The sequence below is a fragment of the Vibrio sp. B1-2 genome, from assembly GCF_963888445.1.
Lineage (GTDB): Bacteria > Pseudomonadota > Gammaproteobacteria > Enterobacterales > Vibrionaceae > Vibrio > Vibrio anguillarum.
In genome coordinates this window covers 339,496-366,385 of the sequence record NZ_CAWPJH010000011.1, presented here as the reverse complement: position 1 = coordinate 366,385, position 26,890 = coordinate 339,496, and the positions used below count along the sequence as shown (strand labels likewise).

20 protein-coding genes are annotated in these 26,890 nt (G+C 42.5%); 10 read left to right on the top strand and 10 right to left on the bottom strand.

Translation table 11 applies throughout. The features are described 5' to 3' along the window. Positions 1-19: 19 nt before the first annotated feature. The 3 genes from AACQ75_RS06665 to AACQ75_RS06655 all read right to left on the bottom strand — a co-directional run bounded on the left by AACQ75_RS06665 (position 20) and on the right by AACQ75_RS06655 (position 3,422). Positions 20-1,117, bottom strand: coding sequence for an amino acid ABC transporter permease (locus AACQ75_RS06665; RefSeq protein WP_170888453.1), 1,098 nt, complete (start codon positions 1,115-1,117; stop codon positions 20-22). A 1-nt stretch (position 1,118) separates the two neighbouring features. Then, positions 1,119-2,324, bottom strand: coding sequence for an amino acid ABC transporter permease (locus AACQ75_RS06660; RefSeq protein ID WP_170888452.1), 1,206 nt, complete (start codon positions 2,322-2,324; stop codon positions 1,119-1,121). Between the two features lie 69 nt (positions 2,325-2,393). After that, on the bottom strand, positions 2,394-3,422 hold the full coding sequence (locus AACQ75_RS06655) for an amino acid ABC transporter substrate-binding protein (RefSeq protein ID WP_026027113.1): 1,029 nt from the start codon (positions 3,420-3,422) through the stop codon (positions 2,394-2,396). Between the two features lie 457 nt (positions 3,423-3,879). On the opposite strand from AACQ75_RS06655, the gene AACQ75_RS06650 reads away from it, so the two are divergent. After that, on the top strand, positions 3,880-4,800 hold the full coding sequence (locus AACQ75_RS06650) for a precorrin-2 dehydrogenase/sirohydrochlorin ferrochelatase family protein (RefSeq protein ID WP_017044682.1): 921 nt from the start codon (positions 3,880-3,882) through the stop codon (positions 4,798-4,800). 92 nt (positions 4,801-4,892) lie between these two features. Further along, complete coding sequence (locus AACQ75_RS06645; RefSeq protein ID WP_170888451.1) at positions 4,893-6,848, top strand: tetratricopeptide repeat-containing diguanylate cyclase; 1,956 nt, start codon at positions 4,893-4,895, stop codon at positions 6,846-6,848. A gap of 49 nt (positions 6,849-6,897) precedes the next feature. Here AACQ75_RS06645 and AACQ75_RS06640 read toward each other — a convergent pair whose 3' ends face one another. Together AACQ75_RS06640 and AACQ75_RS06635 are read right to left on the bottom strand one after the other, a co-directional pair. Next, positions 6,898-7,380 (bottom strand): YajQ family cyclic di-GMP-binding protein, encoded by a 483-nt coding sequence (locus tag AACQ75_RS06640; RefSeq protein WP_094131840.1) that lies wholly within the window; start codon positions 7,378-7,380, stop codon positions 6,898-6,900. Between the two features lie 27 nt (positions 7,381-7,407). Then, a complete protein-coding gene (locus tag AACQ75_RS06635) occupies positions 7,408-8,469 on the bottom strand; it encodes a 3-deoxy-7-phosphoheptulonate synthase (protein WP_026028005.1) in 1,062 nt (353 codons plus the stop codon). Positions 8,470-8,675: 206 nt separating this feature from the next. Here AACQ75_RS06635 and AACQ75_RS06630 point away from each other — a divergent pair, with 206 nt between their 5' ends. Both AACQ75_RS06630 and AACQ75_RS06625 read left to right on the top strand, forming a co-directional pair. After that, positions 8,676-9,566, top strand: a complete 891-nt coding sequence (locus AACQ75_RS06630; RefSeq protein WP_010319067.1) for a putative PEP-binding protein — start codon at positions 8,676-8,678, stop codon at positions 9,564-9,566. Between the two features lie 119 nt (positions 9,567-9,685). Continuing rightward, complete coding sequence (locus AACQ75_RS06625; RefSeq protein WP_170888450.1) at positions 9,686-10,165, top strand: PaaI family thioesterase; 480 nt, start codon at positions 9,686-9,688, stop codon at positions 10,163-10,165. Positions 10,166-10,179: 14 nt separating this feature from the next. Here the strand turns inward: AACQ75_RS06625 and AACQ75_RS06620 are convergent, their stop codons facing one another. Continuing rightward, complete coding sequence (locus AACQ75_RS06620; protein ID WP_170888449.1) at positions 10,180-11,532, bottom strand: hypothetical protein; 1,353 nt, start codon at positions 11,530-11,532, stop codon at positions 10,180-10,182. A 98-nt stretch (positions 11,533-11,630) separates the two neighbouring features. Between AACQ75_RS06620 and AACQ75_RS06615 the strand changes: the two genes are divergently transcribed. After that, positions 11,631-12,464: a CvfB family protein gene (locus tag AACQ75_RS06615; RefSeq protein ID WP_013856923.1), complete on the top strand. Its 834-nt coding sequence runs from the start codon at positions 11,631-11,633 to the stop codon at positions 12,462-12,464. Between the two features lie 204 nt (positions 12,465-12,668). Here AACQ75_RS06615 and rsmF read toward each other — a convergent pair whose 3' ends face one another. From rsmF to AACQ75_RS06595, 4 genes are all read right to left on the bottom strand, one after another. Next, entirely contained in the window at positions 12,669-14,090 is a 1,422-nt protein-coding gene (gene rsmF, locus AACQ75_RS06610) for a 16S rRNA (cytosine(1407)-C(5))-methyltransferase RsmF (protein ID WP_196360465.1), read from the bottom strand. 112 nt (positions 14,091-14,202) lie between these two features. Beyond that, positions 14,203-16,842: an MlaD family protein gene (locus AACQ75_RS06605; RefSeq protein WP_170888448.1), complete on the bottom strand. Its 2,640-nt coding sequence runs from the start codon at positions 16,840-16,842 to the stop codon at positions 14,203-14,205. Next, positions 16,835-18,094, bottom strand: a complete 1,260-nt coding sequence (locus tag AACQ75_RS06600) for a paraquat-inducible protein A (protein ID WP_013856919.1) — start codon at positions 18,092-18,094, stop codon at positions 16,835-16,837. The genes AACQ75_RS06605 and AACQ75_RS06600 overlap by 8 nt, the downstream gene beginning before the upstream one ends. 31 nt (positions 18,095-18,125) lie before the next feature. After that, on the bottom strand, positions 18,126-19,922 hold the full coding sequence (locus AACQ75_RS06595; RefSeq protein ID WP_013856918.1) for an ABC transporter ATP-binding protein: 1,797 nt from the start codon (positions 19,920-19,922) through the stop codon (positions 18,126-18,128). 91 nt (positions 19,923-20,013) lie between these two features. On the opposite strand from AACQ75_RS06595, the gene AACQ75_RS06590 reads away from it, so the two are divergent. From AACQ75_RS06590 to pepN, 5 genes are all read left to right on the top strand, one after another. Then, positions 20,014-20,487, top strand: a complete 474-nt coding sequence (locus AACQ75_RS06590) for a GAF domain-containing protein (protein WP_017041971.1) — start codon at positions 20,014-20,016, stop codon at positions 20,485-20,487. A 99-nt stretch (positions 20,488-20,586) separates the two neighbouring features. After that, positions 20,587-21,216 (top strand): RNA chaperone ProQ, encoded by a 630-nt coding sequence (gene proQ / locus AACQ75_RS06585; RefSeq protein ID WP_017047653.1) that lies wholly within the window; start codon positions 20,587-20,589, stop codon positions 21,214-21,216. A 17-nt stretch (positions 21,217-21,233) separates the two neighbouring features. Continuing rightward, the gene (prc, locus tag AACQ75_RS06580) at positions 21,234-23,228 is read left to right on the top strand and encodes a carboxy terminal-processing peptidase (protein WP_017041969.1); all 1,995 of its coding nucleotides are present in this window, start codon (positions 21,234-21,236) and stop codon (positions 23,226-23,228) included. Between the two features lie 141 nt (positions 23,229-23,369). Further along, positions 23,370-24,053, top strand: coding sequence for a hypothetical protein (locus AACQ75_RS06575; RefSeq protein WP_013856914.1), 684 nt, complete (start codon positions 23,370-23,372; stop codon positions 24,051-24,053). A 210-nt stretch (positions 24,054-24,263) separates the two neighbouring features. Further along, positions 24,264-26,870: an aminopeptidase N gene (gene pepN, locus AACQ75_RS06570; RefSeq protein ID WP_170888447.1), complete on the top strand. Its 2,607-nt coding sequence runs from the start codon at positions 24,264-24,266 to the stop codon at positions 26,868-26,870. Positions 26,871-26,890 lie beyond the last annotated feature (20 nt).

Genomic DNA, 26,890 nt, shown 5'->3' with positions numbered 1-26,890 from the left:
ATACGTCCTTGATTTGTAGTTATCGTTTGTGACCAGTATGGAGTTTGTTTTCAAGCCATATCGAATATCTAGACATAGAAAAGCAGAACACCCAGAACACTAACGCGACAAATACATAACTTTCAGTAGAAAAGCCTAACCAATCCGGATCGGTATTGGCAGCTTGTCCAATACCGAGCACGTCAAACATCCCGATAATGAGTACTAAGCTGGTATCTTTAAATAGGCCAATGAAGGTATTAACGATCGATGGGATCGTGATCTTCAGCGCTTGCGGCAAAATAATCAAACCGACTTTTTTCCAGTAACTTAAACCTAACGCATCGGCGGCTTCGTATTGACCTTTAGGTATCGCTTGTAAACCACCACGAACCACTTCTGCCATATAAGCCGAACTGAACATGACCACCCCAATTAATGCTCTAACCAATTTATCCGTTTCCGAGCCTTGCGAGAGAAACAGAGGCAGCATAACGGATGCCATAAACAAAACTGTAATCAGTGGCACACCTCTCCAAACCTCGATGTAAACGGTACATAGGCTGCGAATAATGGGCATCTCGGAACGCCGGCCCAACGCCAGTACAACACCAATCGGTAACGAAACAACAATCCCAACTAAGGCAATGATCAGCGTAACTAATAAGCCTCCCCACTTATGCGTTTCAACCACTTCTAGGCCGAAAAAGCCGCCATAGAGTAACGCCGCGATAAGAAATGGGTAGATGTTGACAAAAAACAACCAAATCCACGTTTTTTTCGGTGTATTTTCATAGGCGAGCAACGCACTAAAAATAGCAAGAGTGAAATAGAAGAGGCGAGGTCGCCATAGCTCAGCTTCTGGATAAAATCCATACATAAACTGATCCCAGCGTACGCTAATAAACACCCAACAGGCCCCCTCACGAGTGCAATCACTACGTTGTGTACCTACCCAATCTGCATTAATAATCGCCCAATCGACAGTATGCCAAACAAGCCAGAAGGCGAAATACCCTAAGATCAGTGTAACGATGGAATTGAGTGCGTTATTAAAAAGATTTTTGCGCAGCCACCCAATGAAGCCAACGGTATTGGCTGGCGGTGGCAAGTTAGGTTGAAACTGATGTACTTTCATCTTATCTCTCCACCAAAGCAACTTTATGGTTATAGATATTCATTAATGCCGATGTCGTCAAACTGAGAGTGAGGTAAACACCCATAGTCATCGCAATAATTTCAATCGCTTGACCCGTTTGATTGAGCGTTGTGCCGGCAAAAACAGAAACCAAATCAGGGTAGCCAATCGCCATCGCTAATGATGAGTTTTTGGTTAAGTTCAGATATTGGCTGGTGAGTGGCGGAATGATGATGCGCAGCGCTTGAGGAATGACCACGAGTTTTAATGTTTTTGAACGAGATAATCCTAATGACATTGCTGCTTCGGATTGGCCATGGCTCACCGCATTAATGCCAGAACGGACAATTTCGGCAATAAATGCGGCCGTATAAATACTTAGTGCAATCAGCAGTGCGGCTAACTCAGGGATAATACTGATGCCACCTTGGAAGTTGAACCCTTGCAGTTGTGGATACTCTGCTGACACTGGACGGCCCATAGCAAAGTACACAATGACAGGAAGTAGTATGCACAAGATAGCCGCAATTCTACCCATAGGCGTCTGCTGACCTGTTAAACGCTGTTTGTTTCGAGCCCAAATGCCAATAATTAAGGTAGTTAGTAAGCCAGCAAGAAAGGCAATAAAGATAAATGTGCTGCCACTTTCGAAAATGGGAGCAGGGAAGAACAGACCACGTACATTGAGAAAAATAGAATCCCCTAACTGCATGCTTTGCCTAGGCGATGGTAGAGCCTGTAACACGGCAAAATACCAAAAGAAAATTTGCAGTAATAAAGGAATATTACGGAAGATTTCTATATACACAGCAGCAAGTCGACTGACTAACCAGTTGGAAGAGAGACGAGCAATACCGATAAAAAAACCTAAAAGGGTGGCAAATACAACGCCTAAAAAAGAAACTAGCGCGGTATTGAGTAAACCTATGATAAAAGTTCGCCCATAACTAAAGGTTTCATTGTATTCGATCAAAGTAAGGCCAATCCCAAAGCCAGCTTCTTGATCTAGGAAGTCAAACCCCGTGGCAATGCCTCGAGAGCTTAAGTTAGAAAGTGCATTGGTCACAATGGTGTAAAAGAAAAAAACCAGAACGAGAACAGCAATAATTTGAAAGGCGACTGAACGAAAAGTAGGATTGTAGAACAAATTTGCGCTTTTAGCCGAGGGAGCTCCTGAGCTAGCCGCAATAGTTTTAGTAGGTTTCATACAACTATAACCTCAAATCCATTTTTCCAAAAAGGCGGTTAAAACCGCCTATTTGGGATTGTGTGACTATTAACGAAGTGGTGGAGCGTACATAAAGCCGCCAGCATTCCACAACGCATTTGCACCTCGTGCGATTTGCAGTGGAGAACCTTTACCTACAGTGCGTTCAAAACTTTCACCATAGTTACCGACTTGTTTTACAATTTGGTATCCCCAATCATCGCGAATGCCCAAACCTTTACCTTTAGGGCCGTCCAGGCCAAGTATGCGTTTGATATTAGGATCGCTAGATTTAAGCATTTCATCTGCATTTTTTGAGGTAATACCGTACTCTTCTGCGTTAACCATCGCATTGAGAGTCCATTTCGCCACGTTAAACCACTTGTCATCATCTTGACGAACAACGGGCCCAAGTGGTTCTTTAGAAATGATTTCAGGTAATACAACCGCGACGTTAGGATCAGTTAAGTTCAAACGTAGCGCATACAAACCAGATTGGTCGGTTGTTAGAGCATCGCAACGGCCCGCGTCAAAACCTTTTGAGGTTTGCGCTGCTGTATCGAATACCACTGGTTTGTATTTCATGCCCGTGTTGCGGAAGTAGTCCGCCAAGTTCAGCTCAGTAGTTGTACCAGATTGGACACAAACCGATGCCCCATCAAGCTCTTTTGCACTTTTCACTCCTAGGTCTTTTTTCACCATGAACCCTTGACCGTCATAATAGTTTACGCCGACAAAATTAAGGCCGAGTGCTGCGTCGCGTTGGAGCGTCCAGGTTGTATTGCGCGAAAGAACATCGATTTCACCTGATTGTAGGGCGGTAAACCGTTCTTTTGCTGTGAGTGGAACATATTTTACTTTCGATTTGTCACCAAGAACTGCTGCGGCAAGTGCCTGGCAATATTCAACATCAATGCCTTCCCATTCCCCTTTTGAGTTCGGGTTGGAAAAGCCTGGTAGACCAGTGCTCACACCACAAGTAATAAAACCTTGCGAAAGTACTTTATCTAAAGTGCTATCTGCTGCTGAAGCTGTCGTCGCCATCATGGCAGTAGAAGCTGCTACAACAGAAGCAAGAACAGTGAGTTTATTCGCCATTTGTATCCTTCCTGTATGATCCATGTTAAACCAGGTGACACCTGATACAACGTACTAAAAATGTTGTTGTGTAGCTTTCCAAGTTGTATTTGCATACAATCGCACATTTACAAATCAACCGTTTATAAGCGTAGGTAATGATTTGTATTTTCTCAAATTAGTCATTTGAAAGATTTTTGATTAAATTCACAAACCTAGGCTGCAGCTAGAATGAACAAATGTTGCACGATTGTAAATAGTGCAACCGTGTTCAATAGTAGGGCAACAGAATAGAAGCAGTATATTTCTCTTTTAACGTAAAATTAACAATTGTGTCATTAGTATGTTGTCAGGATTTTCAACTGTCCAATGGCGAAAATTTGGTTGATAATTATTTGGCTGCATTTAATTAGTGTCGCAGATGCCCTATTTTTGGTAGCATCAAGCGAATAGTTATCTAGATTATTCATGGAATGAAATGCAGTATTTTCCTCTGTTTTTGAATTTATTGGGCAAACCAGTGCTGGTTGTGGGTGGGGGCGAAGTCGCCTGTCGAAAAGTAGAAGCATTGATTCGAGCTGGGGCTCAAGTCACCGTCGTATCACCTAAGATTGAACGTTATCTTTTGGAACTGGTAGAGCAGAATCGTTGCCAATGGGTTCAAAACTTTTATTCATCAGAACTATTAACGAAAGAATACTGGCAGGTATGGGCCACAACGGATAATCCGTCGCTTAACCACCAAGTGCATAAAGATGCAAGAAAGACAGGTGTTTTGGTCAATGTTGTCGATGATCAACCATACTGTGATTTTATCACGCCATCGATGGTCAACCGTGGGCGAATTCAGATCGCAATATCCAGTGGTGGTGCATCACCAGTGTTGGTGAGAAATATCCGAGAAACATTGGAAGCGGTTCTTCCGCAAAATCTCTCGTTGCTTGCTGATTTCGCTGCCTCCAAGAGAAATTCAATTAAACAATCACTCAATTCTGTCAGTGCTAGAAGAAAGTTTTGGGAAGCCTTTTTAAGTGATTCCAAAACAGAAAATGCAGTAAGCCGTGAAGAATTAGAGCGTTTATACCAACAAGCTCTCTTAGTACCTATAGAAGAATCAGCACAATGTACATGGATAAGCTGTGGCGATGATGTTGAAATGTTGCCGATTAAAGCGCTGCGTTACATGCAAAGGGCAGAGGTGGTTTTTTATGAACAACATTCTCCTTTTGAATTGATTGATCTTGTTCGCCGTGATGCTGAAAGGGAAAGTTTTAAGAATGCCGCGCAACTTGCAGAAAAGCTTGAGCAAGCAAAGTCTGATCGCAAAAGAATATGTATTTTGTTACCTAGAAACAGAGCAGAGTACGCTTTGCTTGTGGGGAAAGACTTAATGTTGTAAAAATAGTGCCATAGGTTATTGTTTTATCGGATTATGTTGCAGACCGAGCCTGATAAAACGAAGATGACTCAAAACTGAAGAGCTTATGTACTATGTATAAATCGATGCCACGTTCGTTCAAATCCTTCCTTGTGGTTAGCATTGTGAGTTTGGTTTCTATTTTTATGTCGTTACAATGTCACTCAAAGCTGCAAGAAGCTGAGTTCTGTGCAGATGATTATTTGAGCTGTAATATTAATAAAAGCGATGCCTCATTTCTCAATTTATATTATGATTCTTTTGAGCGTCCTGAAGTTATCAAAAACTCTTTTACGGATTGGCGACAGTGGTGGTCACCTCAGGCAAAAGCTCTCTATATATTTTCACAAAATAATTTAATACAATTTGCGGGAATTACTCCTCTAGTTACTGAGGAAGCATTGGCTATTGGTCGTCAATACAATATAGACTGGATTATTGCGGAGGCTTATTTTTATGAAGCACAGGAATTATATTCATCACAACAATTAATTCAATCTGAATCCTTACTCAATGATGTTCTAGAGATGGTTGAGCGTATTGGATATAATGGGTTGAAAGGGCGAGTTTATAATTTATTGGGTAATATTTCATTTGATCAAACCAATTTAAAGAAAGCCTTAAAATATTATCAAATTGCTTATCAATTATTTGATAGGAATAAATATGCTATACAAATGTGCATAATTCTAAACAATATATCGACTGTGTATATTCATACGGAGGATTGGAAAAACGCTGATATATATAGTAAGAGATCTTTGAAAGTATACCAGAATCATAATTTCTCTAACTCACTCACCGAAGCTATTTTATATACTAATGCCAGTGTGATAGATACAGCGCTAGGACGTGAAGAATCTCAGCAGCGCAATGTTGAACTTGCTTTTGATAGAGCGATGAAAACAGGTTCTAAACAGTTGCAGTTTAAGACTATGGTTAACTTAGCCGATAATTTATTAAATCAAGGTGAGACAGAAGATGCCTTAGATATTATGATTCGATGTTTATCTCTTGCTAGGGAAGAGTCTAATCCCTTATTTACCGCATACTGTCAAGAGAGTTTAGCGGAAGTCTACCTTGCAAAAACTCAGTTAGAATTGGCTATCTTGAGCGCCAAAGAAGCGGTAGGAATTTATACAGATCACAATAATGTGCCAAGGATAATATATGCTACTGATATTATTTCAAGAATTTATGAACAAAAAGGTCGGTATGATGAAGCATTGTTTGAATATAAGAAAATGGCAACATTAGAAAAAAAACTTATCCTTCAGTCTAGAGAAAAAGAGGCATTGAGTCTAAAAAATCAATTTGACAGAAAACTCGACGAACAAGAATTATTGCTATTAAGTGCTAAGAACGATATACAGAAGCTGCAGATACAAGCTCAGGAATTTAGGGAATGGTTGTATTTTTTGTTATTTATTATTATTAGCTTTTTATCTTTAATTAGTTATCGGAAGTATAAAAAATTTAAAATCAAACACTCAACTTTACAGCAGGATAATGCAAAGTTAGAAGTTGAATCTACACATGACCCACTCACGGATTTGTATAACCGAAGATATCTTGATACTTGGTTTTCTTATCAGGAAGAAACAACTAATAATAAACCACATTTATTAGCCATAATTGATGTCGACTATTTCAAAAAAATAAATGATCAGTATGGTCATGAAGCGGGGGATGAAGTGTTAAGGGAATTATCTACCATTCTGAAACAGCAGCTTCGACCTGAAGATCTACTTATGAGGTGGGGAGGTGAAGAGTTTGTGATGATCATTAGTGCACCAGAAGCTCATATTAAAGAAGTCTTGGAGAGAATTCGTGCTCAAGTCGAACAAACATCATTTTACTGGGCAGGGCAGCGGGTTCCTGTAACTGTTTCCATTGGAGCAATTGCTGAGAAGTCGGTGTCTAAGTTGGCGTTGTCGTGGCAGAGTGCAATGGAGAGTGCAGACCAAGCGTTATACCAAGCGAAGTCAGAAGGAAGGAATCGATTCATTGTAAATGACAGTTATCAGTGATTGAAAAGCCACCTAATGAGGTGGCTTTGATATTTTATTCGTGGTGCTGTTAGTCTCGGAAATTGTCATACTGGAATGGCTGGCCCATATCCGATTCACGCATTAGAGCGATCACTGATTGTAAATCATCCCTCTTTTTACCCGTTACTCTTACTTTTTCACCTTGAATGGATGCTTGGACTTTGAGCTTGGCATCCTTAATGGCTTTTACCACTTTCTTGGAGGTTAACGAGTCCAGTCCTTGTTTAAATTGGACATCTTTAAACCAGCGCTTGCCGGAATGTACGGAATCTTTCGCTTCCATCGCTTTGGCATCAACACCTCGTTTCGCGAGGTTGCCACGTAAAATATCCATCATTTGACCCAATTGAAAATCATCTTCTGCAGACAGTTTTACAACTTCATCTTTGAGTTCAAATCCAGCTTCTACATTACGAAAATCAAAACGAGTAGAAAGCTCTCGGTTTGCATTATCGACAGCATTACGAAGTTCAACAGTATCGACTTCTGAAACGATATCAAAAGAAGGCATGGTGTTTCCTTATCTATTGCTTAGTATTTACTTTAAGTTACGGCGGTCAGTGATCGCTTGTGCCAGCATATCCAGCATAGTTGCTGTGTCATCCCATCCTAAGCATGGATCGGTAATCGATTGACCATAGGTGAGGTTCTTTAAGTCATGCATTGGCTGGTTACCTTCGATAATGAAGCTTTCAGCCATAATACCAGCAACGAAATCCTTACCTGTACGTATTTGTGTGCAGATGTCGGCCGTTACATCTATCTGTTTTCTATGCTGCTTTTGGCAATTCGCGTGGCTAAAATCTACGATGAGGCGCGGGGCTAAGCCGAATTCGATCAGTTGCTCGCAGGCTGCAGATACGGAGTCAGCGTCATAGTTTGTCCCTGTATCACCACCGCGTAAAATAACATGGCCAAAGGGGTTACCACTGGTACGATAAACGGTCATACGGCCATTTTTATCCGGTGAGTAAAAATAATGCGATGCTTGGGCCGCTCGAATGGCATCAATAGCAATTTTGATGTTGCCATTCGTGCCATTTTTAAAACCGACAGGGCACGACAGTGCAGACGCCATTTCTCGGTGTATCTGAGATTCCGTAGTACGCGCACCAATAGCTCCCCACGTGATGAGATCTGCGATGTATTGCCCGGTAATCATGTCTAAAAATTCAGTCGCAGTAGCAAGGCCTAGCTTGTTGATATCTAATAATAATTTCCGTGCTTTATTGAGCCCTGTTTCCAGTGCATATGAACCATCCAGATTGGGATCCGTAATCAAACCTTTCCAGCCCACAACAGTGCGTGGTTTCTCGAAATAGGTACGCATGACGATAAACAGTTCATTTTTATATTGGTCTTGGATCGCACTCAAACGTTGAGCGTAATCCATTGCTGCTTCAGTGTCGTGTACTGAACACGGACCGACAATGACTAACAAGCGATCATCGTGACCAGTCAGAATATTTTCAATTTGACGGCGTGAGTTTGCGATGCGCTCTGCTACGTCGTCTGTGATCGGATGCGCATTTCCAAGCTCTGCCGGAGTCGGCATTGGGCCCAAGGCTTGAGTTCTTAATTCATCTGTTTTTAATGGCATGGTAAAGCCTGTACTCTTATTGCGAAGCGGTAAAGATAACGGAATTGGCAATAGGAATAAACTCCAAAACGGAAAACTTATTGCTTATCATCTGCAAGATGAAATTTTATTCATAAATTTGTCATAAATATTTACTTTTACTTGAATTAATACTCGGCTATGGGTATTTTCCTGAGCAAGATAATTAAAAATGTAGGGAGTAATGAATGAGTTTGGCACAACATGATACGATCCACCCTCAGTTGATCTTAGGTGATGCCCTTCCAGCGGCAATTGAATCAAGTGGAAATGCCCAGCATTTGTATGTATCGCTGTCCGACATTATTTTAGATTCGTTGTTTTATCATCCTTCGATTGAGCAACATTTTGCGAATCTAACTGAACTTGAGCAAGGCTCTTTGCAATCCATTCTTGATGACAAAGCGGTGGCGGAGCATTTTACGTCAACCATTGTTGATAGAGTCGTGGCAGCGGTTCAAAAAAATCACACTACGATTCGTGTCTGTTTGAGTGATGCAGATAGTTACACTTATAAGGCGTTGATCGGTGGAAGTGTTGAAACGGATGAAATTAACCCAGCGATGGGAGTGCGTGGCGTATCGCGTTTTTCTTCCAACCAGTATGCAAAAGCGTTTAGTTATGAATGCGCTGTGATCAAGGCATTGCGCAAGCAAGGATTGAACATCGAAATTGTGGTGCCATTTGTTCGAACATTAAGTGATGCGGCTACGATCATTGACCGACTGGCAGAGCAGTCTTTACCTCGGAGTTTAGATGGTTTGAAAGTGCTTTATTCTTGCGATGTTCCATCAGCGGCATTGTTGGCAGAGCGTTTGATGCACTATTTTGATGGTGTGGTCATCAACATCGATAACTTAACACAATACACCTTAGGCATTGATAAAGAGAATCCCGAACTTTCCCATTTGTTTAATCCAGAGAGTGAGGCGGTCATCACGCTGCTCGATTTAGCATCAAAAGCGGCACGTCATGCGAATAAGCCGATTTTGGTCGTCACCCAAGCACTCGCAAGTTATCCAAAGCTGCAGGAACACTTAGCTGAAAGTGTTCAGGCTGATGTTGTGGTAAAAATGTAATGATCTGATTTGGGCGCAGAATAGCTGCGCTCAACCCTAACTTTTTGTAACAACTCATTGACATTTCGCGGCGTATACCTTGAACTGGTCTGACAACCATATTGAAAAGGTCAAGCCTCATGCTCTCCCCATTAACAAAAGCGAATCTTTACTTAAATCTGTTTGGTTTTTTAAAAGTGCCATTGATTTGGTCCTGCAGGCCAAAGATTTTAGTGCTAAACGAACGCTCTGTAGAAATCAGAATTCCACTTAAACGTCGCAATAAAAATCATTTAAATAGTATGTATTTTGGTGTGTTAGCCGTTGGTGCAGACGTAGCGGGCGGTTTTATGGCAATGCATAAAGCACAACAGCGTGGCTCCAAAGTATCGTTGGCGTTTAAAGCGGTTAGTGCGGAGTTTTTAAAAAGGCCGGAGGCGGATGTTCATTTTCATTGCCATGATGGCCAGCTAATAGACAGTATGCTTGATAAAACTATCGCGACCGGAGAGCGAGTCAATCAGACAGTAAAGATCATTGCAACCTGTCCTTCATTGCATGGTGACGAGCCTATGGCGGAGTTTCATCTTACTTTATCGTTAAAGCGTATTGGTAAATAAGGCTGAATTAGAGACTACTCGCTTAATTCTATCGGTTCAATGTCGACAATCTTATTTCTATTTAAAACAATTTTCCAACGGTAGTAGCGGGGCTCTTCTTTATGGTTATCTTCTTTGATAATCAAGTTGAGCAAGTGCCGTTTTTCTACGGTTTCTCGACTCACTTGACCACCACTTAACTGATAAATGCGATTAGAGCCTTTGTCTATCAAACGGGTAATAGGGCGTAGATCAATGTGTAAAGTTTCGCGTGTTTCCTCATAGCCACTCATGAAGCGTGAAGTTGACATGGCCGTTTCTGAGCGATAGTGAAGTACCTGTTCCTCCCTTTGAACAATGCGTTTCTTTCGAATTGTTTTGATTCGGTCTGGTAATTTACTCAGGTTGGTATAATCAAGCCATTCAATTTTGTAACCCACAGATTTTCCGGTCGTTGGGTCTATGTAACGACGCTTCCATTTAGGTTTTCCTTTACGGATCCAGCGCCACAGCATATCGCGTAAGTCATCTTTAAAGATCTCGCGTAATGCATAAACAAACGACATAGCGATGATAAAAGAGGCGGTGATTTCCCCCCAATAGTCGCGAGCTGTAATGGCGATGACGGTGACAAACAGCATTACAAGCCCAGTCGCGATGCCTTTTACGGCACGCTTCATGTTATTACCTAAAGAGGTGACGTGTTCATTAAGCACAATGGGATGCTCGATTAAACGGCGTAGTAGGCGCATCTTGTTACTCAGCCGAGTGATGTCTTCCCCTGCCTTTGCCGAGTTGTAATTGTTAAGTTTACGATGTGCCTGTTCTTTTTCAACCAGTGTAATTAGACGCTCTTTGATGGTTTTATATTCACCATCGCGGTTCATGTGTGCGACTAGGGAAAGAAACTTTTGCTCAGTATACCAAGATAAATAGTTATCAATATTGGCGTAATAGCGTTTTAAGCTCTCTTCATAAGGAATGCTGCGGCGCAATCTTTTCAAAATATCTAAAGAGAGTTCAATGACACTATCAACTTCATCTGATGTGACGGTGTCACTCGTCGTATTGAGTTGTACTACAGCTTTATCTAGAGCGATAACATACTGATAAGCAAATAAACTCAAACTGACTCGATACTGAGTAGAAGAGAGATGGCCTCGTTGTGCAAGCCGGCTGTGCACTAAGGGCAGTAACGTTTTATCACTGTAATACGCACGCTCTTGGTGGATGAAGCTATAGTAAAAGTCAGATTCAGGAAGTATTTCGGGTGTTAGACCTAAATCACCGGGAATGAATAGGTAAATGTCTAGATCAAGTTCTTTGCTCTGAGACATGGCATGTGAAATTTTAAGCGTGATGGTATCTTGCTTATCGACATTAACCAAAGAAAGCTCCTGAAAAAATGCTTATTTTTCCCTTGAATGCAGGAAAGGATAACAGAGATCACGTATAATCTCTGCAAAATTGAGGTGAGACATAGTAAATGATTAACGTTGGTCAAATAAACAGTTTAGAAGTCGTAAAGATTGCTGATTTCGGCGTATTTTTGGATGCTGAAGATTTTGGAACCACTTTACTGCCTAAACGATTTACCCCAGATGGGGTTGAATTGGGGCAGAAAATAGACGTATTTTTGTATTTCGATTCAGACAATCAACTTGCCGCGACGACTGAAAAACCGATTGCAAAAGTAGGCGAGTGGGGATTGATGAAAGTTCAGGGTGTGAATAGCACTGGTGTTTTTGTTGATTGGGGTCTGAAGGGTAAAGATTTATTGGTGCCTTACAGCGAACAGCGTGCTCGTTTTAAAGAAGGACAAATGATTTTAGTGTATGTCTACACTGATAAGGCTTCCGGCCGCATCGTAGGCACAACTAAATTCAACAAGTGGCTGGACAAAACCCCTGCAAACTATACGCAGAATCAGCAAGTTGATCTATTAATTGCAGAACACTCAGAACTCGGATACAAGGCCATCATCAATGGCGAGCACTGGGGGATGATTTTCCCATCAGATGTGTTTGGTAAGTTGTTTATTGGTAAGACCTTAAAAGGCTACATCAAAAATATCCGTGAAGATGGAAAAATTGACCTAGCTCTGCAAAAAATTGGCGTAGCAAAAATGGATGAGCTAAGCACTAAGATCATAGAGTTACTTGAGAAAAAGGGTGGTTTTCTTCCATTAAGTGATAAATCGACACCAGAAGCTATTTTTTCGATGTTCCGTACCAGTAAGGGAACCTTTAAGAAGAGCATTGGTGGTTTGTACAAGCAGGGAAAAATTACCATTGGGGAAGATGGAATTCATCTTGTATAGCTGAGGCGTCCACCTCCTGTTGCAATTTATTTTCCTTGACGATAAAAAAAGGCCCAAAACTTTTCCGTTTTTGGGCCTAGGGGAATGGCTCATTTGAGCCTACGCTAATCATTAAAATAGTCGTACTTATGCTTCCCTGTAAGTATAGTTGTTATCGCTAGAAGTGCGCATGTTTTCTAGATTTTTGTCCTATTTTGGGGCGTGTTAAAACAAATTTTTATCTTTAACGAGTTCTCTTGGTAAACCATTTTTTATGCGGTTTCCTACCCATTTTCCTAGGCCAATCACATCGTTACCGAGTTTAACCAGCACTTCGCCAGTGCCAGTTTGTAGTGCTGGTCTGACATCTCTGCCCATGTACCAATCTCGCGCTTCTTCAATCGATAGTGTGATACAGTTTGATTCGTTACCAGTCGCTAATGATGTAGCGACTTGATGTTGCCAGCGATAACCTTTTTTATGTGTTTCAGCGATTTTTATCCCCATGCGAGAGAAGCGGAATTTGCCGAGCATAGGTTCCAGTGCGTTTGGAAATAACCATACATCATTATCACGTAGCCAGACACTGGTATCATCGGGGATCACAACTTCAAACGTTTTCATGAGTTGATCCGCGATCTCTTGTGTGAGTTTAAGGTTGGCTTTCGCAAAAGGAAATTGACCTAAGCGTTTGTTGACTTCAGGGTGGGGTACAGAGCTAAGTTTACGGATTTTTGCAACAAAAAAACCTTCACAATCATAAGTTTGAGGGAATATATGCAAGAACCCTTCGTCTGTAATAGCTGCTTTTGCATCCTCAAACAATGAGCTAAGGGAAACAAATTCAACTGATTGTGGATATTTTTCTTTTAGATGCAAGCACACTTGTTGGTTCTCTTCTGTGCTCAATGTACAGGTTGAGTAGACCATCACACCGCCGGGCTTTAAAGCTTGAAACGCACTTTCAATCAAATCTTTTTGTGTTGTGGAAATCGACAATACAGATTCTTTGCTCCAGTTTTTCATCGCATCAGGATCTTTACGGATGGTACCTTCTCCTGAGCATGGCGCATCTATTAACACCGCATCAAATTGTTCCGGTAACCAACCGCCAAAGACTCGACCATCAAAATTGCTCAGTGCACTGTTACGTACACCGCAGCGTTCGATATTAGCATGCAGCACTTTAACACGGCTGGCTGAAAATTCGTTGGCGACTAATACGCCTTCATTTTCCATACACGCCGCAATTTGCGTTGTTTTTGAACCCGGAGCCGCCGCCATGTCGAGTACTGAATTGAACGATTCACCGCCAGTGAAAAGAGCGGATACTGGCATCATAGAACTGGCTTCTTGAATGTAAAAAAGCCCTGCCATATGTTCGGCGGTATTACCTAAAGGTACGACAGACTCGTCGGCTTCAATCCAAAAACCCGTATTACACCAAGGCACTGGTGATAAAGCCCATCCTTTTTCTACGGCACGTTGACAAAAACTATCGACAGAGATTTTTAGCGTGTTGACTCGGATACTTTTACGCAAAGGACGCTGGCAAGCTGCAATAAAATCACTCATCGTTAGATGTGTGGGCAGTATCGCTTCAATTGTCGCAAGAAAAGGTTCAGGTAGGGTTATATTGGCGTGCAAAGCAGTATCTCGTCTGGGAGTTGAGGCCGGATTATATAAGAATCGTGATGAGATCAAAATAATAAAAAATGCAGCCGATCAGCTGCATTTTATAAGAATCAAGGTTAACCCTTTAAGGTTTTGGTATGGCTGTTCGCCATTGGTGCCATTCTGGTTTGGCTTCAGGATATAAGTAAAATGCTTGGCCTTGTTTAGCGATAGGCTGTAGCTGTTTTTGCTCTGGAGTGGCAAATGTAATTCCGCCTTTCATGATGCTATCTAACGTGCCTGCTTTTATATTTGCACCAGATAAACCGATGGATACATCGACGCCAGAAGTGTTCCAAAACACGCTATTGCTGCGAACCAGATAAGCGAACTCTTTTTGGATTTCAATGGTAAACATGACGCGGTCTGCAAAGTCTCCTAGAGCAACATGGGTTACGTTACCCACTTCCATTTCACGGTAGAGAACAGGGCTATCTTCAGTCACTGATCCTCGTGTTTCACTTTGTAAGGTGAATTCAATACCGAGTGCTTGTTGTGGCTGTTTCTCTAGTTCAAATTGATACTGCACATCGCCAAACCCAGGTTGGACCTCAATGCTGGAACTGAGTAAGTTTTGCAGATTTTCAACACCATTGAAGCTAATCTTAGTTTTCGCTACCCAAAAGTGAGAGCCATTTCTGGCAATGCCTAATGCGTAGCTAGGCTCAATTCTCGCTTGGAGTGTAACTTGGTTTGTCTTGAAATCGGGTGTTACAGAAACAACCTCTCCCACAGTGATATTGTTATATTTGATGGATGTTCCTAGCGTAATGCCAAAGGATGAATCGGCCGTTAAGATGATTTCTTGGCCCGCCTTACGTGCTTGATCGTAGCTGTCATAGAGCTTCCACAAATTCTGATCTTTGTTATCAATACCTTGCAACGAATCAAATGCAATGCCTCCTTGAATTAAAGTTTTTAAAGGAGCGGCTTTGACTTTTACGCCTGCAAGTGTTGCATTAATTTCGACGCCAGAACGGTTCCAAAAAACAGTTTGATTCGTAATCAGATGGCGATATTGATTCTCTATTTTGACCTCGATTTTCACACCTTCTTTAGTGAGCTTAAAGCCAAAAACACTGCCTACTTGAAGGTTACGGTATAGGAGCGGGCTGCCCGGATTGATGGGAGGAAGCTCGTCGGCAAAAAGCGTCAGTGTCTGTGAGCCGCTTTGATTATATTTTGCAAGCTCAGCTAAGGATTTACTTTGATATAGCGGGTACTCATTACTCGCATTTTCAGCGCCTTCGCTGATGAAACTGATTGAGCCGGCGAGCAGTTGTTTGGCTGGAGGGATCGAAACATTAAGGCCTGATTCGGTGAGCTCCGCGGTGGCCGAGCCTGTAATGTAAAAACGATTCTGTGAGCGTATGAGTGATGAGTACTCTTCATCAATCAGCGTATTGAGCACAACACTGTCTTGCTGCAACTTTACGTCAATTACTGAACCTACCGCGATACCTCGATACAAAATCTGGCTGCCCACATCTAAGCCATATGAGCTTTCAGCTGTAAGTTTGATAGCAATCGATTTTGCTTGTGACTGATTAAATTCAAATTGGCGAATTGCAGTGAAACTTCTGGCCTTTTCGCCCTTACCAGGAATGAGTGTCAAGTAATTCCCTTTGATCAAATTACCGATGTTCTCAACTCCAGAGAGTGAGACTTTGGCCTCTTCCAACACAAAACGGCTTCCCGAATTGAGCATATCGCTAAAAGCCGGTTGGATAGCGGCAGAGGCGATGATCTGTTGGTGACTTTTACTGAGCTGCAATTCCGTGATTTGACCGACTTCTATTCCTCGGTAAATGATGGGGGCACCGGTTTGGTTAATATTATGCTGATCGGGTAGGGTGATTTTCACAGGGATACCACGCCCTGCGGTTTTTAAATCGCGATAGAGACTAAATTGGGTATTTTGTTCAACAGGCTCCCCACCGTCCGGTGAATCGACGGCAATTGAACCACCGATTAATGCACTTAAACTTTCTAAGCGGACGTCAACACCTTCAAAGCCAATGCTTGCACCAACACCGCTGACATTCCAAAAACGGCTTTCATTGGTAATAATGTGGCGATACTCGTCTTTTATCGAGGCTTGAATGAGTACCGACTTTGCATCGTCATCGAGTTTGTAGTTAAACACTTCACCAATCGGAATTTTTTTATAGACGATTTGTGAGCCAACAGAAATACCTCCGAGATCGCGAGCCTTTAGCGAAATGATAAGCCCTTGATTAGGCAGTAGATCAGAAGGTGCACCATCTAAAGCACTAAACACTTTATCGTGTTCAGCTGAACTATTTTCGTTACCCGGTTGAATCGCAATATAGTTTCCTGAAACCAATGCATCTAAACCTGAAACGCCAGATAAACTGGCCGTTGGCTTCACTAACCAAAATCGGGTATTGTCATTGAGTAACTGAGTAGCTTCTGGATAAATATCGGCTTCCACATAGATGTTTTCTAATCCTTCGGACAGTTTAATATCTCTTACCATGCCGACTTCGAGCCCTTGGTAGCGAATTGTTGTTCGCCCTGCGACTAAGCCTTGTGCGTCCGAAAAATAGATCTGGATTCGTTCGCCAGCATCGTGAATGGCTTTAACGACTAACCAACCTGCGAGCGCCATGGTGAGTATGGGCAGTATCCACAAAGGTGAGATGCCCCTGTTTCGCTTAACATCGGGAGTGTATGAGGGCTGGCTTGAAATTTGTTTACTCATGTGAAGGCTCGTTTTGGTCTGCGATTTCTGGGTAATTATCCCAGATGAGTCTTGGGTCCATACTTTCCGTGGCGAGCATGGTGAGTACAACCACCAAGCCAAAGGCAACGGCTCCATAACCGGGAGTGAAGTCGAGAATTTGACCGCGATCAACCAGTGTCAACATAATTGAGATGACAAACAGATCCATTACCGACCATTTGCCGATCCATTTAATCGCGAAATAAATGTTCATTCTCTGACGGTGGTAAACCGTTCGCTTAAATTTAATCGCCAGTAATAGATAGGTCAGGCCGAATATTTTTACAATAGGCACGATTATACTGGCCACAAAAATGATGATTGCAATTCCGACCATACCACTATTAATCAGTGACGCAACACCAGAGAAAATGGTGTCTTCTAATCGCTGTCCGTTGGTAATTAAAATCGATATTGGAATCAGGTTCGCGGGGAAAATAGCGACACTTGCTGCAATTAAATAGGCCCAAGTTCGTTGTATCGAGTTGGGTTTCCGGTGATATAATTTTTGCGCGCAACGCACGCAGTGCGTATTTTCTGGTTGTGAAAGATGGCAATGGTGGCAATGCACCTCTTTACGCTCGAAGGCATATTGATTCTCTGGCTGCCACGCTTGCCAATAGCGCCTTACGCTAACTCGAGTCGCTAGCAATACGGTTGCCAGTTGCAGCAAAACTAAACCATACAACCCCACACCGATAAAAATGTCGGAATAATCTTGAAGTTTAAAACAAGATACCGCCACGCTGACTAAAAAAACATCGAGCATTACCCATGCTTTTAATCGCTGAATAATGATCAGTGAGCCACGCAGTAGATGAAACCATCGATAACGCAAGGCGATATGAGCGGTCACTACGGAACCACACACTAAAAGTGGCGCAATAGAGCTGCAAAATAGCACCAATAAAGCGAGCGCTCCAAAGCCCTCTTCAGCCAGCGCAAAGACACCGGATGGCAAGGTGGCGGGGATCATCACCCCAACCAATCGAATACTGATGAATTCAAAAAAATGAGAGGGGATAAACAGTAACAAGCAAGTGATGGCGACGGCTAAATCCCCAGATAAAGAGGGAGATCCACCGCGGTATAGTTGGGTACCGCAGCGTGGACAATAGGCACTTTTTCCATGCTCAACCTCGACGAGATCAACGGCCAATTCACAGCCGTGACACAACCTCACGCCGTTAGGTGATTGTGGATGTTGAATAAGCGCTGAATGTTGAGACAAACAATCATCCTAATTTATTGTTACCCAATCACTAAACGTATGATTGGAGATTTCCATAAAGGGTCTGATATAACCCATCTTGCTCGACTAATTCTCGATGCGTACCCATTTGACTAACTTGACCATCTTCCAGCACGTAAATTATATCGGCTTGTTTCACTGCCGAAAGGCGGTGCGCAACAATTAAAGTAGTTCGACCTTTCAAAAATCCAGTCAGAGCATTGTGCAATGCCGCTTCAGTTACCGTATCTAACGCGGATGTTGCTTCATCCAAAATAACAAATTTAGGATTGCTCAGTACCATCCGAGCGATGGCTAAACGTTGACGTTGTCCGCCCGACAAGCGAATACCATTTCGGCCAACTAGCGTTTCTAAACCGTCACTGAGATTCGCAGTCACATCATCCAGTTGTGCAATATGCAGCGCTTGCCATAATTCCTCTTCTGCATATTGACCGCCGAGGGTCAAATTATGCCTTAAGGTGTCGTTGAATAGTATAGGTTGTTGTAATACCACGGCAATGTTATCGCGAATAATATCAAAACTTATCTCTTCAGTGGTCGCACCATTAAAACGGATCTGCCCGGAATTGGGCTGATACACACCAATTAACAGTTGGATCAACGTGGATTTCCCACCACCACTTGCGCCAACCAACGCAACTTTTTTACCCGCCGGAATCGTGAGCGAGAGATCGTTGAGCACACTCTTTTCACTATCGTAGGCAAAATTAACGTGAGAAACCTCAACATCGACCTGGCGGTTATCTGTGAATGGGTTAATTTTGCAAATAGGGCGAGGCTCTTCCTCCAGTGCAAGCAGATCATTAATGCGATGAAAGGCCGCCTTTGCACTGTACCAAGAAAATTGAATACTCAGCAGCTCTTGCACTGGGCCTAACATAAACCACAAATAACCGAAAACGGCGAAAATTTGCCCTATGGTCAAGTCGCTAAAAACCACCATCAGCATCGCGACCGCTCTAAATAGCTCAAAACCAAGTAAAAATAGGAGAAATGAGACGCGCCCTGCAGCCTCTGATTGCCATGCATATTTGTCTGCATTCTCTCGGACTTGGTTGGCTTGCTGCTTAAGTTCATTGAGAAACTCTCGCTCTTTATTAGCGGCACGCAATTGATAAATGCCATCTAATGTTTCGACTAGCCGATTTTGAAAGCGTTCATACGCTTGGTTTTCTCGCTTTTTCAGATGCTTAACTTTGCTTCCGAGTTTACGTGAAAAGTAAATCACAATCGGGTTGACCAATAAAATAAACAGCCCTAAACGCCACTCAAGCCAGAGTAGAACACCTGCTGTGCCTAACACGGTCAGTAGGCTGATGATAAATTTACTGAGTGTGCTGCCTATGAATTGATCAATGGTTTCGATGTCGGTGATTAAGTGAGCATTAATACCACCACTGCCTTTGGTTTCGTACTGCCTGATACTGATCCGTCCTAATTTATCAATCATTTTGCAGCGCATTTGGTAGGTGATGGTTTTGGACACCAAAGTAAATTGACGGCTTTGAAGTATGTTGAGCGCTTGGCTGACGCTACGCATCAAGACCACTAGCAATAACGTGAGCGCAATATAGCCTGTTGGGTTTTGCATCGATGTCGGTAGAATAGTATTCATCATCGCCAAACCAGAAGCGGGTTTATTCAGCAGAACTTCGTCGACCATTAATGGCATTAATAGTGGAATAGGGACACTAACCAGCGTTGCAATAACCGCGATCGCATTGGCAAATAGAAGTGTAGGTCGATGTTTTTTTACTTGTTTTATTACCCAAGAGCGGCTAATAGTGTCATTGGAATTAGTCATTATGATGAGAATGCATCCTATTTATCGTGTGAGAAATTGTACGCTGTTCAAAAATAGATGTCTTCCGTTTTCAAAAGGTCGTTGAGTTTATATGAACATAGAAGAATACCGCCGTCTTACCAAGCAGGCGGTGGCACTGGTTGAATCTGAAACGGATTTAATCGCTAATCTTGCCAATTTGAGCGCCTTATTTAACATGGAGCTTGAAGATCTTAACTGGGTGGGTTTTTACCTAATAAAAGAAGAGCAACTGGTTCTCGGTCCCTTTCAAGGAAAACCAGCTTGTGTACGCATCCCCTTAGGAAAAGGTGTGTGTGGTACAGCGGCGGCGACTAACCGTATACAACGTGTTTATGATGTCCATGAGTTTGCTGGTCACATTGCTTGCGATGCTGCGAGTAATTCTGAGTTGGTGGTGCCATTTTCTATCAATGGTCAAGTGGTGGGAGTATTGGATATTGATAGCCCAACAATTGGCCGTTTTTCTGAAATTGATGAGAAAGGGATGGCAGAATTAATGATTGAGATAGAAAAGCTGCTCAATTCACACGCTAACAAGGCATAAATTGGTCATTGCCTGTGGTTTTTCGCATTTAGGTCACTATAATACCGAACATATTTATCTTAATGCCTCGCGGAAAGACCGCATAAACCAGGAATCCTCATGGAAAACACTGAAAAGTTAAAAAACAGCAAAGAAGTTATTGCGTACATTGCTGAATGTTTCCCTAAGTGCTTTACTTTAGAAGGTGAAGCAAAGCCTTTGAAAATTGGTATTTTTCAAGATCTTGCAGAACGCCTAAACGAAGACTCAAAAGTAAGTAAAACACAGCTGCGTGCTGCGTTAAGACAATACACGTCGTCATGGCGTTATCTACATGGTGTTAAACTAGGTGCAACTCGTGTTGACCTTGATGGCAACCCATGTGGAGAGTTAGAAGAAGAACATGTAGAGCACGCACAAGCCGCATTGGCAGAAAGTAAAGCTCGAGTACAGGCTCGTCGTAAAGAGCAAGGACAAAAAGCACGCGAAGAGGCAAAAGCGAAGCAGCCAAAAGCGAAAAAGCCTCAAGCACAAGCTCGTCGTCCTCAAGCGAAAGCGCCAAAATCTGAAAAACCTGTCGAGACGCGCGCTTTAAATGCTGATGAAATGATCACTGGCAAACAAGTGAACGTAAACATGGGTAAAGGAAACATGGCTGCGACCATTGTTGAAGTTAATAAGGAAGATGTGCGCGTTCAACTTGTCAACGGCCTACAAATGGTTGTGAAAGCGGAGCACTTGCGCGCATAAAGGAGAAATTCCTACGCATGAAATGCCGTTCAAAATTAACGTTGATCGCTGCTGGCCTATGGCTAGCAGCGTCATCCGTTCAGGCCTTAGAAGCCACTCTTAGCAAAGAAGATTTACCTCTTCTTGCCCCAGAAATGCAGCATGAAACGGCGAGTAAGCGTGTGACTTCCCGTTTTACTCGTTCTCATTACAAACACTTCAACTTGAATGACGATTTCTCGCAAGCTATCTTCAATCGTTATCTCGAACTGCTCGACTACAACCGCAATATCTTTACTCAGAGCGATATTGATTCCTTTCATACGTGGTCGACACAACTTGATGATCAACTCAAGGCTGGCAATAACCAAATTGCATTTGATGTTTATAACTTATCAATGCAAAAGCGCTTTGAGCGTTTTCAATATGCGCTTTCTCTGCTCGACAAAGAAATTACATTTGAAGCCGATGAATCGATGGAACTTGATCGCTCAAAAGCAGCTTGGCCGAAAGATAAAACCGAGCTCGATAAGTTATGGCAGCAACGTGTCAAATATGATGCACTGAACTTAAAGCTTACGGGTAAAGAGTGGCCGGAAATTAAAGAAACGCTAGGCAAGCGTTATAATAACGCGATCAAACGTCTGTCTCAGACCCACAGCGAAGATGTATTTCAGCTTTATATGAATGCTTTTGCGCGTGAAGTTGATCCGCATACTAGTTATCTCTCTCCACGTAATGCCGAGCAGTTCCAATCAGAAATGAATCTTTCATTGGAAGGGATTGGTGCTGTACTGCAAATGACCGACGACTACACCATCATTCGTTCGTTAGTTGCGGGTGGTCCTGCCTCAAATAGCAAGCAGTTGGGTGAAGGCGATCGTATCATTGGTGTGGGCCAAGATGGCAAAGAGATGGTTGATGTTATCGGCTGGCGTCTAGATGATGTCGTACAACTGATCAAAGGCCCGAAAGGCACTAAGGTGAAGTTGCAAGTTTTGCCGGAAGGTAAAGACGCTAAAAGTCACGTTGTCACTATTGTTCGAGACAAAATTCGTTTAGAAGATCGAGCGGTTAAATCAAAAATCATCGAGAAAAATGGCAAGAAAATCGGCGTGCTTGAAGTCCCTAGCTTCTATGTCGGTTTAGCGCAAGACACGGACAAATTGCTGACTGAACTGAAGCAGAAAAAAGTGGATGGCGTGATCGTCGATTTGCGTAATAACGGTGGGGGTGCATTAACGGAAGCGACGGCATTATCCGGCTTATTTATTGAAAGCGGCCCGGTTGTACAAGTTCGCGATAGCTATGGACGAGTAAACGTTAATAGTGACACTGATGGAAAAATCAGTTATCAGGGTCCTATGACGGTATTGGTGAATCGCTACAGCGCATCAGCCTCAGAAATTTTTGCAGCGGCAATGCAAGATTATGGACGAGCGATCATTGTTGGCGAAAACTCATTCGGTAAGGGAACGGTTCAACAGCATCGCTCGTTGAATCATATCTACGACTTGTTTGATAAAGAATTAGGCTACGTTCAATATACGATTCAGAAATTTTATCGCATTGATGGTGGTAGTACGCAGAATAAAGGTGTTGTGCCTGATATTGCGTTACCCACTGCGATTGAAGCAAAAGATACCGGTGAGAGCGTTGAACCTAATGCACTTCCTTGGGATCAAATTGAGCGAGCTAAATACGACAAGTTACAAGCTAATGAAAAACTGATTGCTAAGTTATCTGCACAGCATCAAGCTCGTATTGCCAACGATATGGAGTTCGGCTTCATTAACGAGGATATTGCAAAGTATAAAGCGGAGAAAGATGACAACACAATTTCTCTCAATGAATCTGTGCGTAAGCAAGAAAGTGACAAGGCAGATGAATTGCGTTTGGCGCGGATTAACATGCGACAAGCCGCCAACGGTTTGAAGCCCTATAAAACCTTGCAAGATGTGCCTAAAGATTATGAAACTCCAGATGTTTATTTAGAAGAAGCAGTGGCGATCACTGTTGATATGCTAAATTAGCAACCAGTATCAATGAAAAGCGAGCCTTAGTGCTCGCTTTTTTGATCTTATTTAAACCAAATAAATAACGTGATACAGATCAAACATTTCGCTTTATCGTACAACCGGTTCTAAGCTTAAGAAAAAAGCGAGGAGCGTGTTATGAAATGGATAAGCATCATTTTTACCTGCATTGTTCTTATCAGCACCAGTGCGGCACAAAGTCAAAGTAGTGGTACGCAGACTCATCAAGACTTAACTCAGTTTGATCTCCCTTTTTTACTTGGTGATTGGTACCTACTTAACCCCAATCCTGACACTTCTTCCGATGATTTTCGTTCTATTAAACTGACCTTGGAATCGAATTATCGTTTCAAGATCGATATTCAAAAGAAAAATTATAATGTGGAGCACTGGGAAGGTGAATTTGACGCCAGCGATAACAGCTTGATTTTGGGGCTTAATTCATCGCAACCTCAAGTTTATCAATACCAAGTGAACCACAACATGCTCAACTTAAACGGCATTATGTTCACTAAAGCTTTACCAAATGCGTTGGCAGGGGTGTGGTCTAGCAAACGGATATTTGGTGAAGATGCGATAGCAACCGACATTAACCAACTTGATCTCGTTTTACAGCCGGATTTTGTATTTATGTTCAGAGTAAGTGGTGCTAATGGTAACGAATCGATCCATAAAGGGGTGTACTACACAGAAGGTGATCATTTGGTGCTCCTTTATGAAGACGGAGAACATGATACCCGCTATACGCTTGTTAGCGATATGTTAACTTTAGAAGTGGAGAATGGTTCCATGTCGGCTGTTTTAGCGCGAGTAAATCCGTAGTCTTGCAATCTTCTATCATAAGAAAGGTAATGAGTGAAATCTGTTGATATATGGGTAAATTGTCAGCGAAATAACGGGGTATTTGTCTTAAATGCCTCGTTTTTCGGTTTGAGGGGTTGTTATTAATGATAACAAGCCTTAGATCTATAGCCATCTTACTGAATGTTTATCAAAAACGTCACATTTCACTCCGTCAACAAGGATTACGACATGGCTCATACACCCCAAGCCAAGTATCGCAAAGATTATCAATCTCCATCACATACCATTACGGATCTCGAATTAACATTCGATCTCTTTGATACCAACACCACAGTGACTGCCGTTTCTCACGTTAAGCAGCAAAAAGAGAATAACCAATTGGTGCTGGATGGTGAAAACCTTGAGCTGAAATCGCTCAAAGTGAATGGCACCGAATGGCAAGATTTTCAGCTGCTTGAAAGCGGGCTCTCGATCTCATCATTACCTCAAGAGTTTGAATTGGAGATCGTGACACTGATTAACCCTGAAGCGAATACCGCACTAGAAGGGTTATACAAATCGGGTGGTGCGTTCTGTACTCAGTGTGAAGCAGAAGGTTTCCGTCGCATCACTTATTTCCTCGATCGTCCAGACGTTCTTGCAAAATACACAACGACCGTGATTGCTGACAAAAAAGATTACCCATTTTTATTAAGTAACGGTAACCGTATCGAACATGGCGATCTTACAGAAGGGCGTCATTGGGTGAAGTGGCAAGATCCACATCCGAAACCTGCTTACTTATTTGCTCTCGTTGCGGGTGATTTTGACGTATTACGTGATCAATATAAAACCAAGTCCGGCCGTGATGTTGCCCTCGAGATTTTTGTTGATAAAGGTAACCTCGACCGAGCTTCTCATGCGATGACATCACTTATCAACGCAATGAAGTGGGACGAAGAACGCTTCGGCTTAGAGTATGATCTCGACATCTACATGATCGTTGCCGTTGACTTTTTCAACATGGGTGCGATGGAGAATAAAGGGCTCAACATTTTTAACTCTAAGTTTGTGCTAGCCAATGAAAAAACCGCTACCGATACTGATTATTTAGGTATTGAAGCGGTGATTGGCCACGAATATTTCCATAACTGGACTGGTAACCGCGTCACTTGTCGTGATTGGTTCCAATTAAGCTTAAAAGAAGGCCTAACGGTATTCCGTGACCAAGAATTTTCGTCTGATTTAGGGTCGAGAGCCGTGAATCGCATTAATAATGTGCGCATTATTCGCGGGCCACAATTTGCTGAAGATGCCAGCCCAATGTCACACCCAATTCGTCCCGATAAAGTGATAGAAATGAATAACTTCTATACATTAACTGTCTATGAAAAAGGCAGTGAAGTGATTCGTATGATGCATACGTTATTGGGTGAAACGAATTTCCAAAAAGGGATGAAGCTCTATTTTGAGCGTCATGACGGCACTGCCGCTACCTGCGAAGATTTCGTAGCAGCGATGGAAGATGCTTCTGGCGTCGATCTTACCCAATTCCGTTTATGGTATAGCCAATCTGGTACACCGATTGTTTCAGTGAGCACTGAATATGACGCACAACAGAAAACCTATGCCTTAACCGTAGAGCAAACAACCGAACCAACGCACGAGCAAAAAGAGAAAGCAGCGCTGCATATTCCTTTTGATGTTGAGTTATACACCGCTCATGGTGATGTAATTGAGTTACAGTGTAACGGAAAGCGAATCTCTAATGTACTGAACGTAACACAGGCTAAGCAGACCTTCGTGTTTGAAAATGTGCCAGAGAAACCGATCCCTTCCTTGTTGCGCGAATTTTCAGCACCAGTGAAACTGGAGTATGACTACAGTGATGATGAGCTGATCTTCTTGATGGTCAATGCTCGTAACGAATTTGCTCGCTGGGATGCAGGCCAAATGTTGTTAGCCAAATATATCCGTAGCAATGTGTTTGGAGTGCAGTCGGGTAAGGCGGCGGATTTGCCTGAATCGGTAGTTGATGCATTCCGTGGTGTGTTACTGAGTGAGGCTCTAGAGCCTGCTTTTATTGCGGAAATGCTCTCATTACCTAGCCATAATGAGGTTTCAGGTTGGTATAAACGTGTGGATGTTGATGCAATAGCGACCGTACTTAAAGCGATGAAAGTACAGCTTGCTAACGCATTGCAAGACGAGCTCAATGCGGTTTACCACAGTTTAAAACAGACAGAATACAGCATTGAACACAGTGCAATTGGTGAACGAGCATTGCGCAATACTTGCCTTGCTTATTTAGCTTATACCGACCAAGGCAATGACTTGGTGCTGGCTCAGTATCACAGTGCCAACAACATGACTGACACCATCGCCGCTATGAGCGCTGCGAATAGTGCGCAGCTTATGTGCCGTCAAGCACTGATGGATGATTACAGCAATAAATGGAAACACGATGGATTGGTGATGGATAAATGGTTTGCACTGCAAGGGACTAACCCCGCGCCAAGTGTTTTGGATACCATTCAACAAACCATGAAACATGAAGCATTTAGCTTAAAAAATCCAAATCGTACTCGCAGTTTAATTGGTTCATTCCTCAGCGCAAACCCAGTTAATTTCCATGCAAAATCGGGTGAGGGATACCGTTTTGTAGGGCAGATACTGCGTGAACTCAATAATAGTAACCCCCAAGTTGCGTCGCGTTTAATTGATCCTTTACTTAAATTCAGGCTCTACGATGAAACTCGTCAAGCAATGATGAAATCGGAGTTGGAGACTTTGAAGTCAATGGATAATTTAGCTCGGGATCTCTTTGAAAAAGTAACAAAAGCGCTCGAATCTTAAGGATCTTAACTCTACTAAGA

Bases quoted from the DNA above. Each gene is read 5' to 3' on its own strand.
- AACQ75_RS06665 (WP_170888453.1), bottom strand. From the start codon at position 1,117: ATGAAAGTACATCAGTTTCAACCTAACTTGCCACCGCCAGCCAATACC.
- AACQ75_RS06660 (WP_170888452.1), bottom strand. From the start codon at position 2,324: ATGAAACCTACTAAAACTATTGCGGCTAGCTCAGGAGCTCCCTCGGCT.
- AACQ75_RS06655 (WP_026027113.1), bottom strand. From the start codon at position 3,422: ATGGCGAATAAACTCACTGTTCTTGCTTCTGTTGTAGCAGCTTCTACT.
- AACQ75_RS06650 (WP_017044682.1), top strand. From the start codon at position 3,880: ATGCAGTATTTTCCTCTGTTTTTGAATTTATTGGGCAAACCAGTGCTG.
- AACQ75_RS06645 (WP_170888451.1), top strand. From the start codon at position 4,893: ATGTATAAATCGATGCCACGTTCGTTCAAATCCTTCCTTGTGGTTAGC.
- AACQ75_RS06640 (WP_094131840.1), bottom strand. From the start codon at position 7,380: ATGCCTTCTTTTGATATCGTTTCAGAAGTCGATACTGTTGAACTTCGT.
- AACQ75_RS06635 (WP_026028005.1), bottom strand. From the start codon at position 8,469: ATGCCATTAAAAACAGATGAATTAAGAACTCAAGCCTTGGGCCCAATG.
- AACQ75_RS06630 (WP_010319067.1), top strand. From the start codon at position 8,676: ATGAGTTTGGCACAACATGATACGATCCACCCTCAGTTGATCTTAGGT.
- AACQ75_RS06625 (WP_170888450.1), top strand. From the start codon at position 9,686: ATGCTCTCCCCATTAACAAAAGCGAATCTTTACTTAAATCTGTTTGGT.
- AACQ75_RS06615 (WP_013856923.1), top strand. From the start codon at position 11,631: ATGATTAACGTTGGTCAAATAAACAGTTTAGAAGTCGTAAAGATTGCT.
- AACQ75_RS06605 (WP_170888448.1), bottom strand. From the start codon at position 16,842: ATGAGTAAACAAATTTCAAGCCAGCCCTCATACACTCCCGATGTTAAG.
- AACQ75_RS06595 (WP_013856918.1), bottom strand. From the start codon at position 19,922: ATGACTAATTCCAATGACACTATTAGCCGCTCTTGGGTAATAAAACAA.
- AACQ75_RS06590 (WP_017041971.1), top strand. From the start codon at position 20,014: ATGAACATAGAAGAATACCGCCGTCTTACCAAGCAGGCGGTGGCACTG.
- proQ (WP_017047653.1), top strand. From the start codon at position 20,587: ATGGAAAACACTGAAAAGTTAAAAAACAGCAAAGAAGTTATTGCGTAC.
- prc (WP_017041969.1), top strand. From the start codon at position 21,234: ATGAAATGCCGTTCAAAATTAACGTTGATCGCTGCTGGCCTATGGCTA.
- AACQ75_RS06575 (WP_013856914.1), top strand. From the start codon at position 23,370: ATGAAATGGATAAGCATCATTTTTACCTGCATTGTTCTTATCAGCACC.
- pepN (WP_170888447.1), top strand. From the start codon at position 24,264: ATGGCTCATACACCCCAAGCCAAGTATCGCAAAGATTATCAATCTCCA.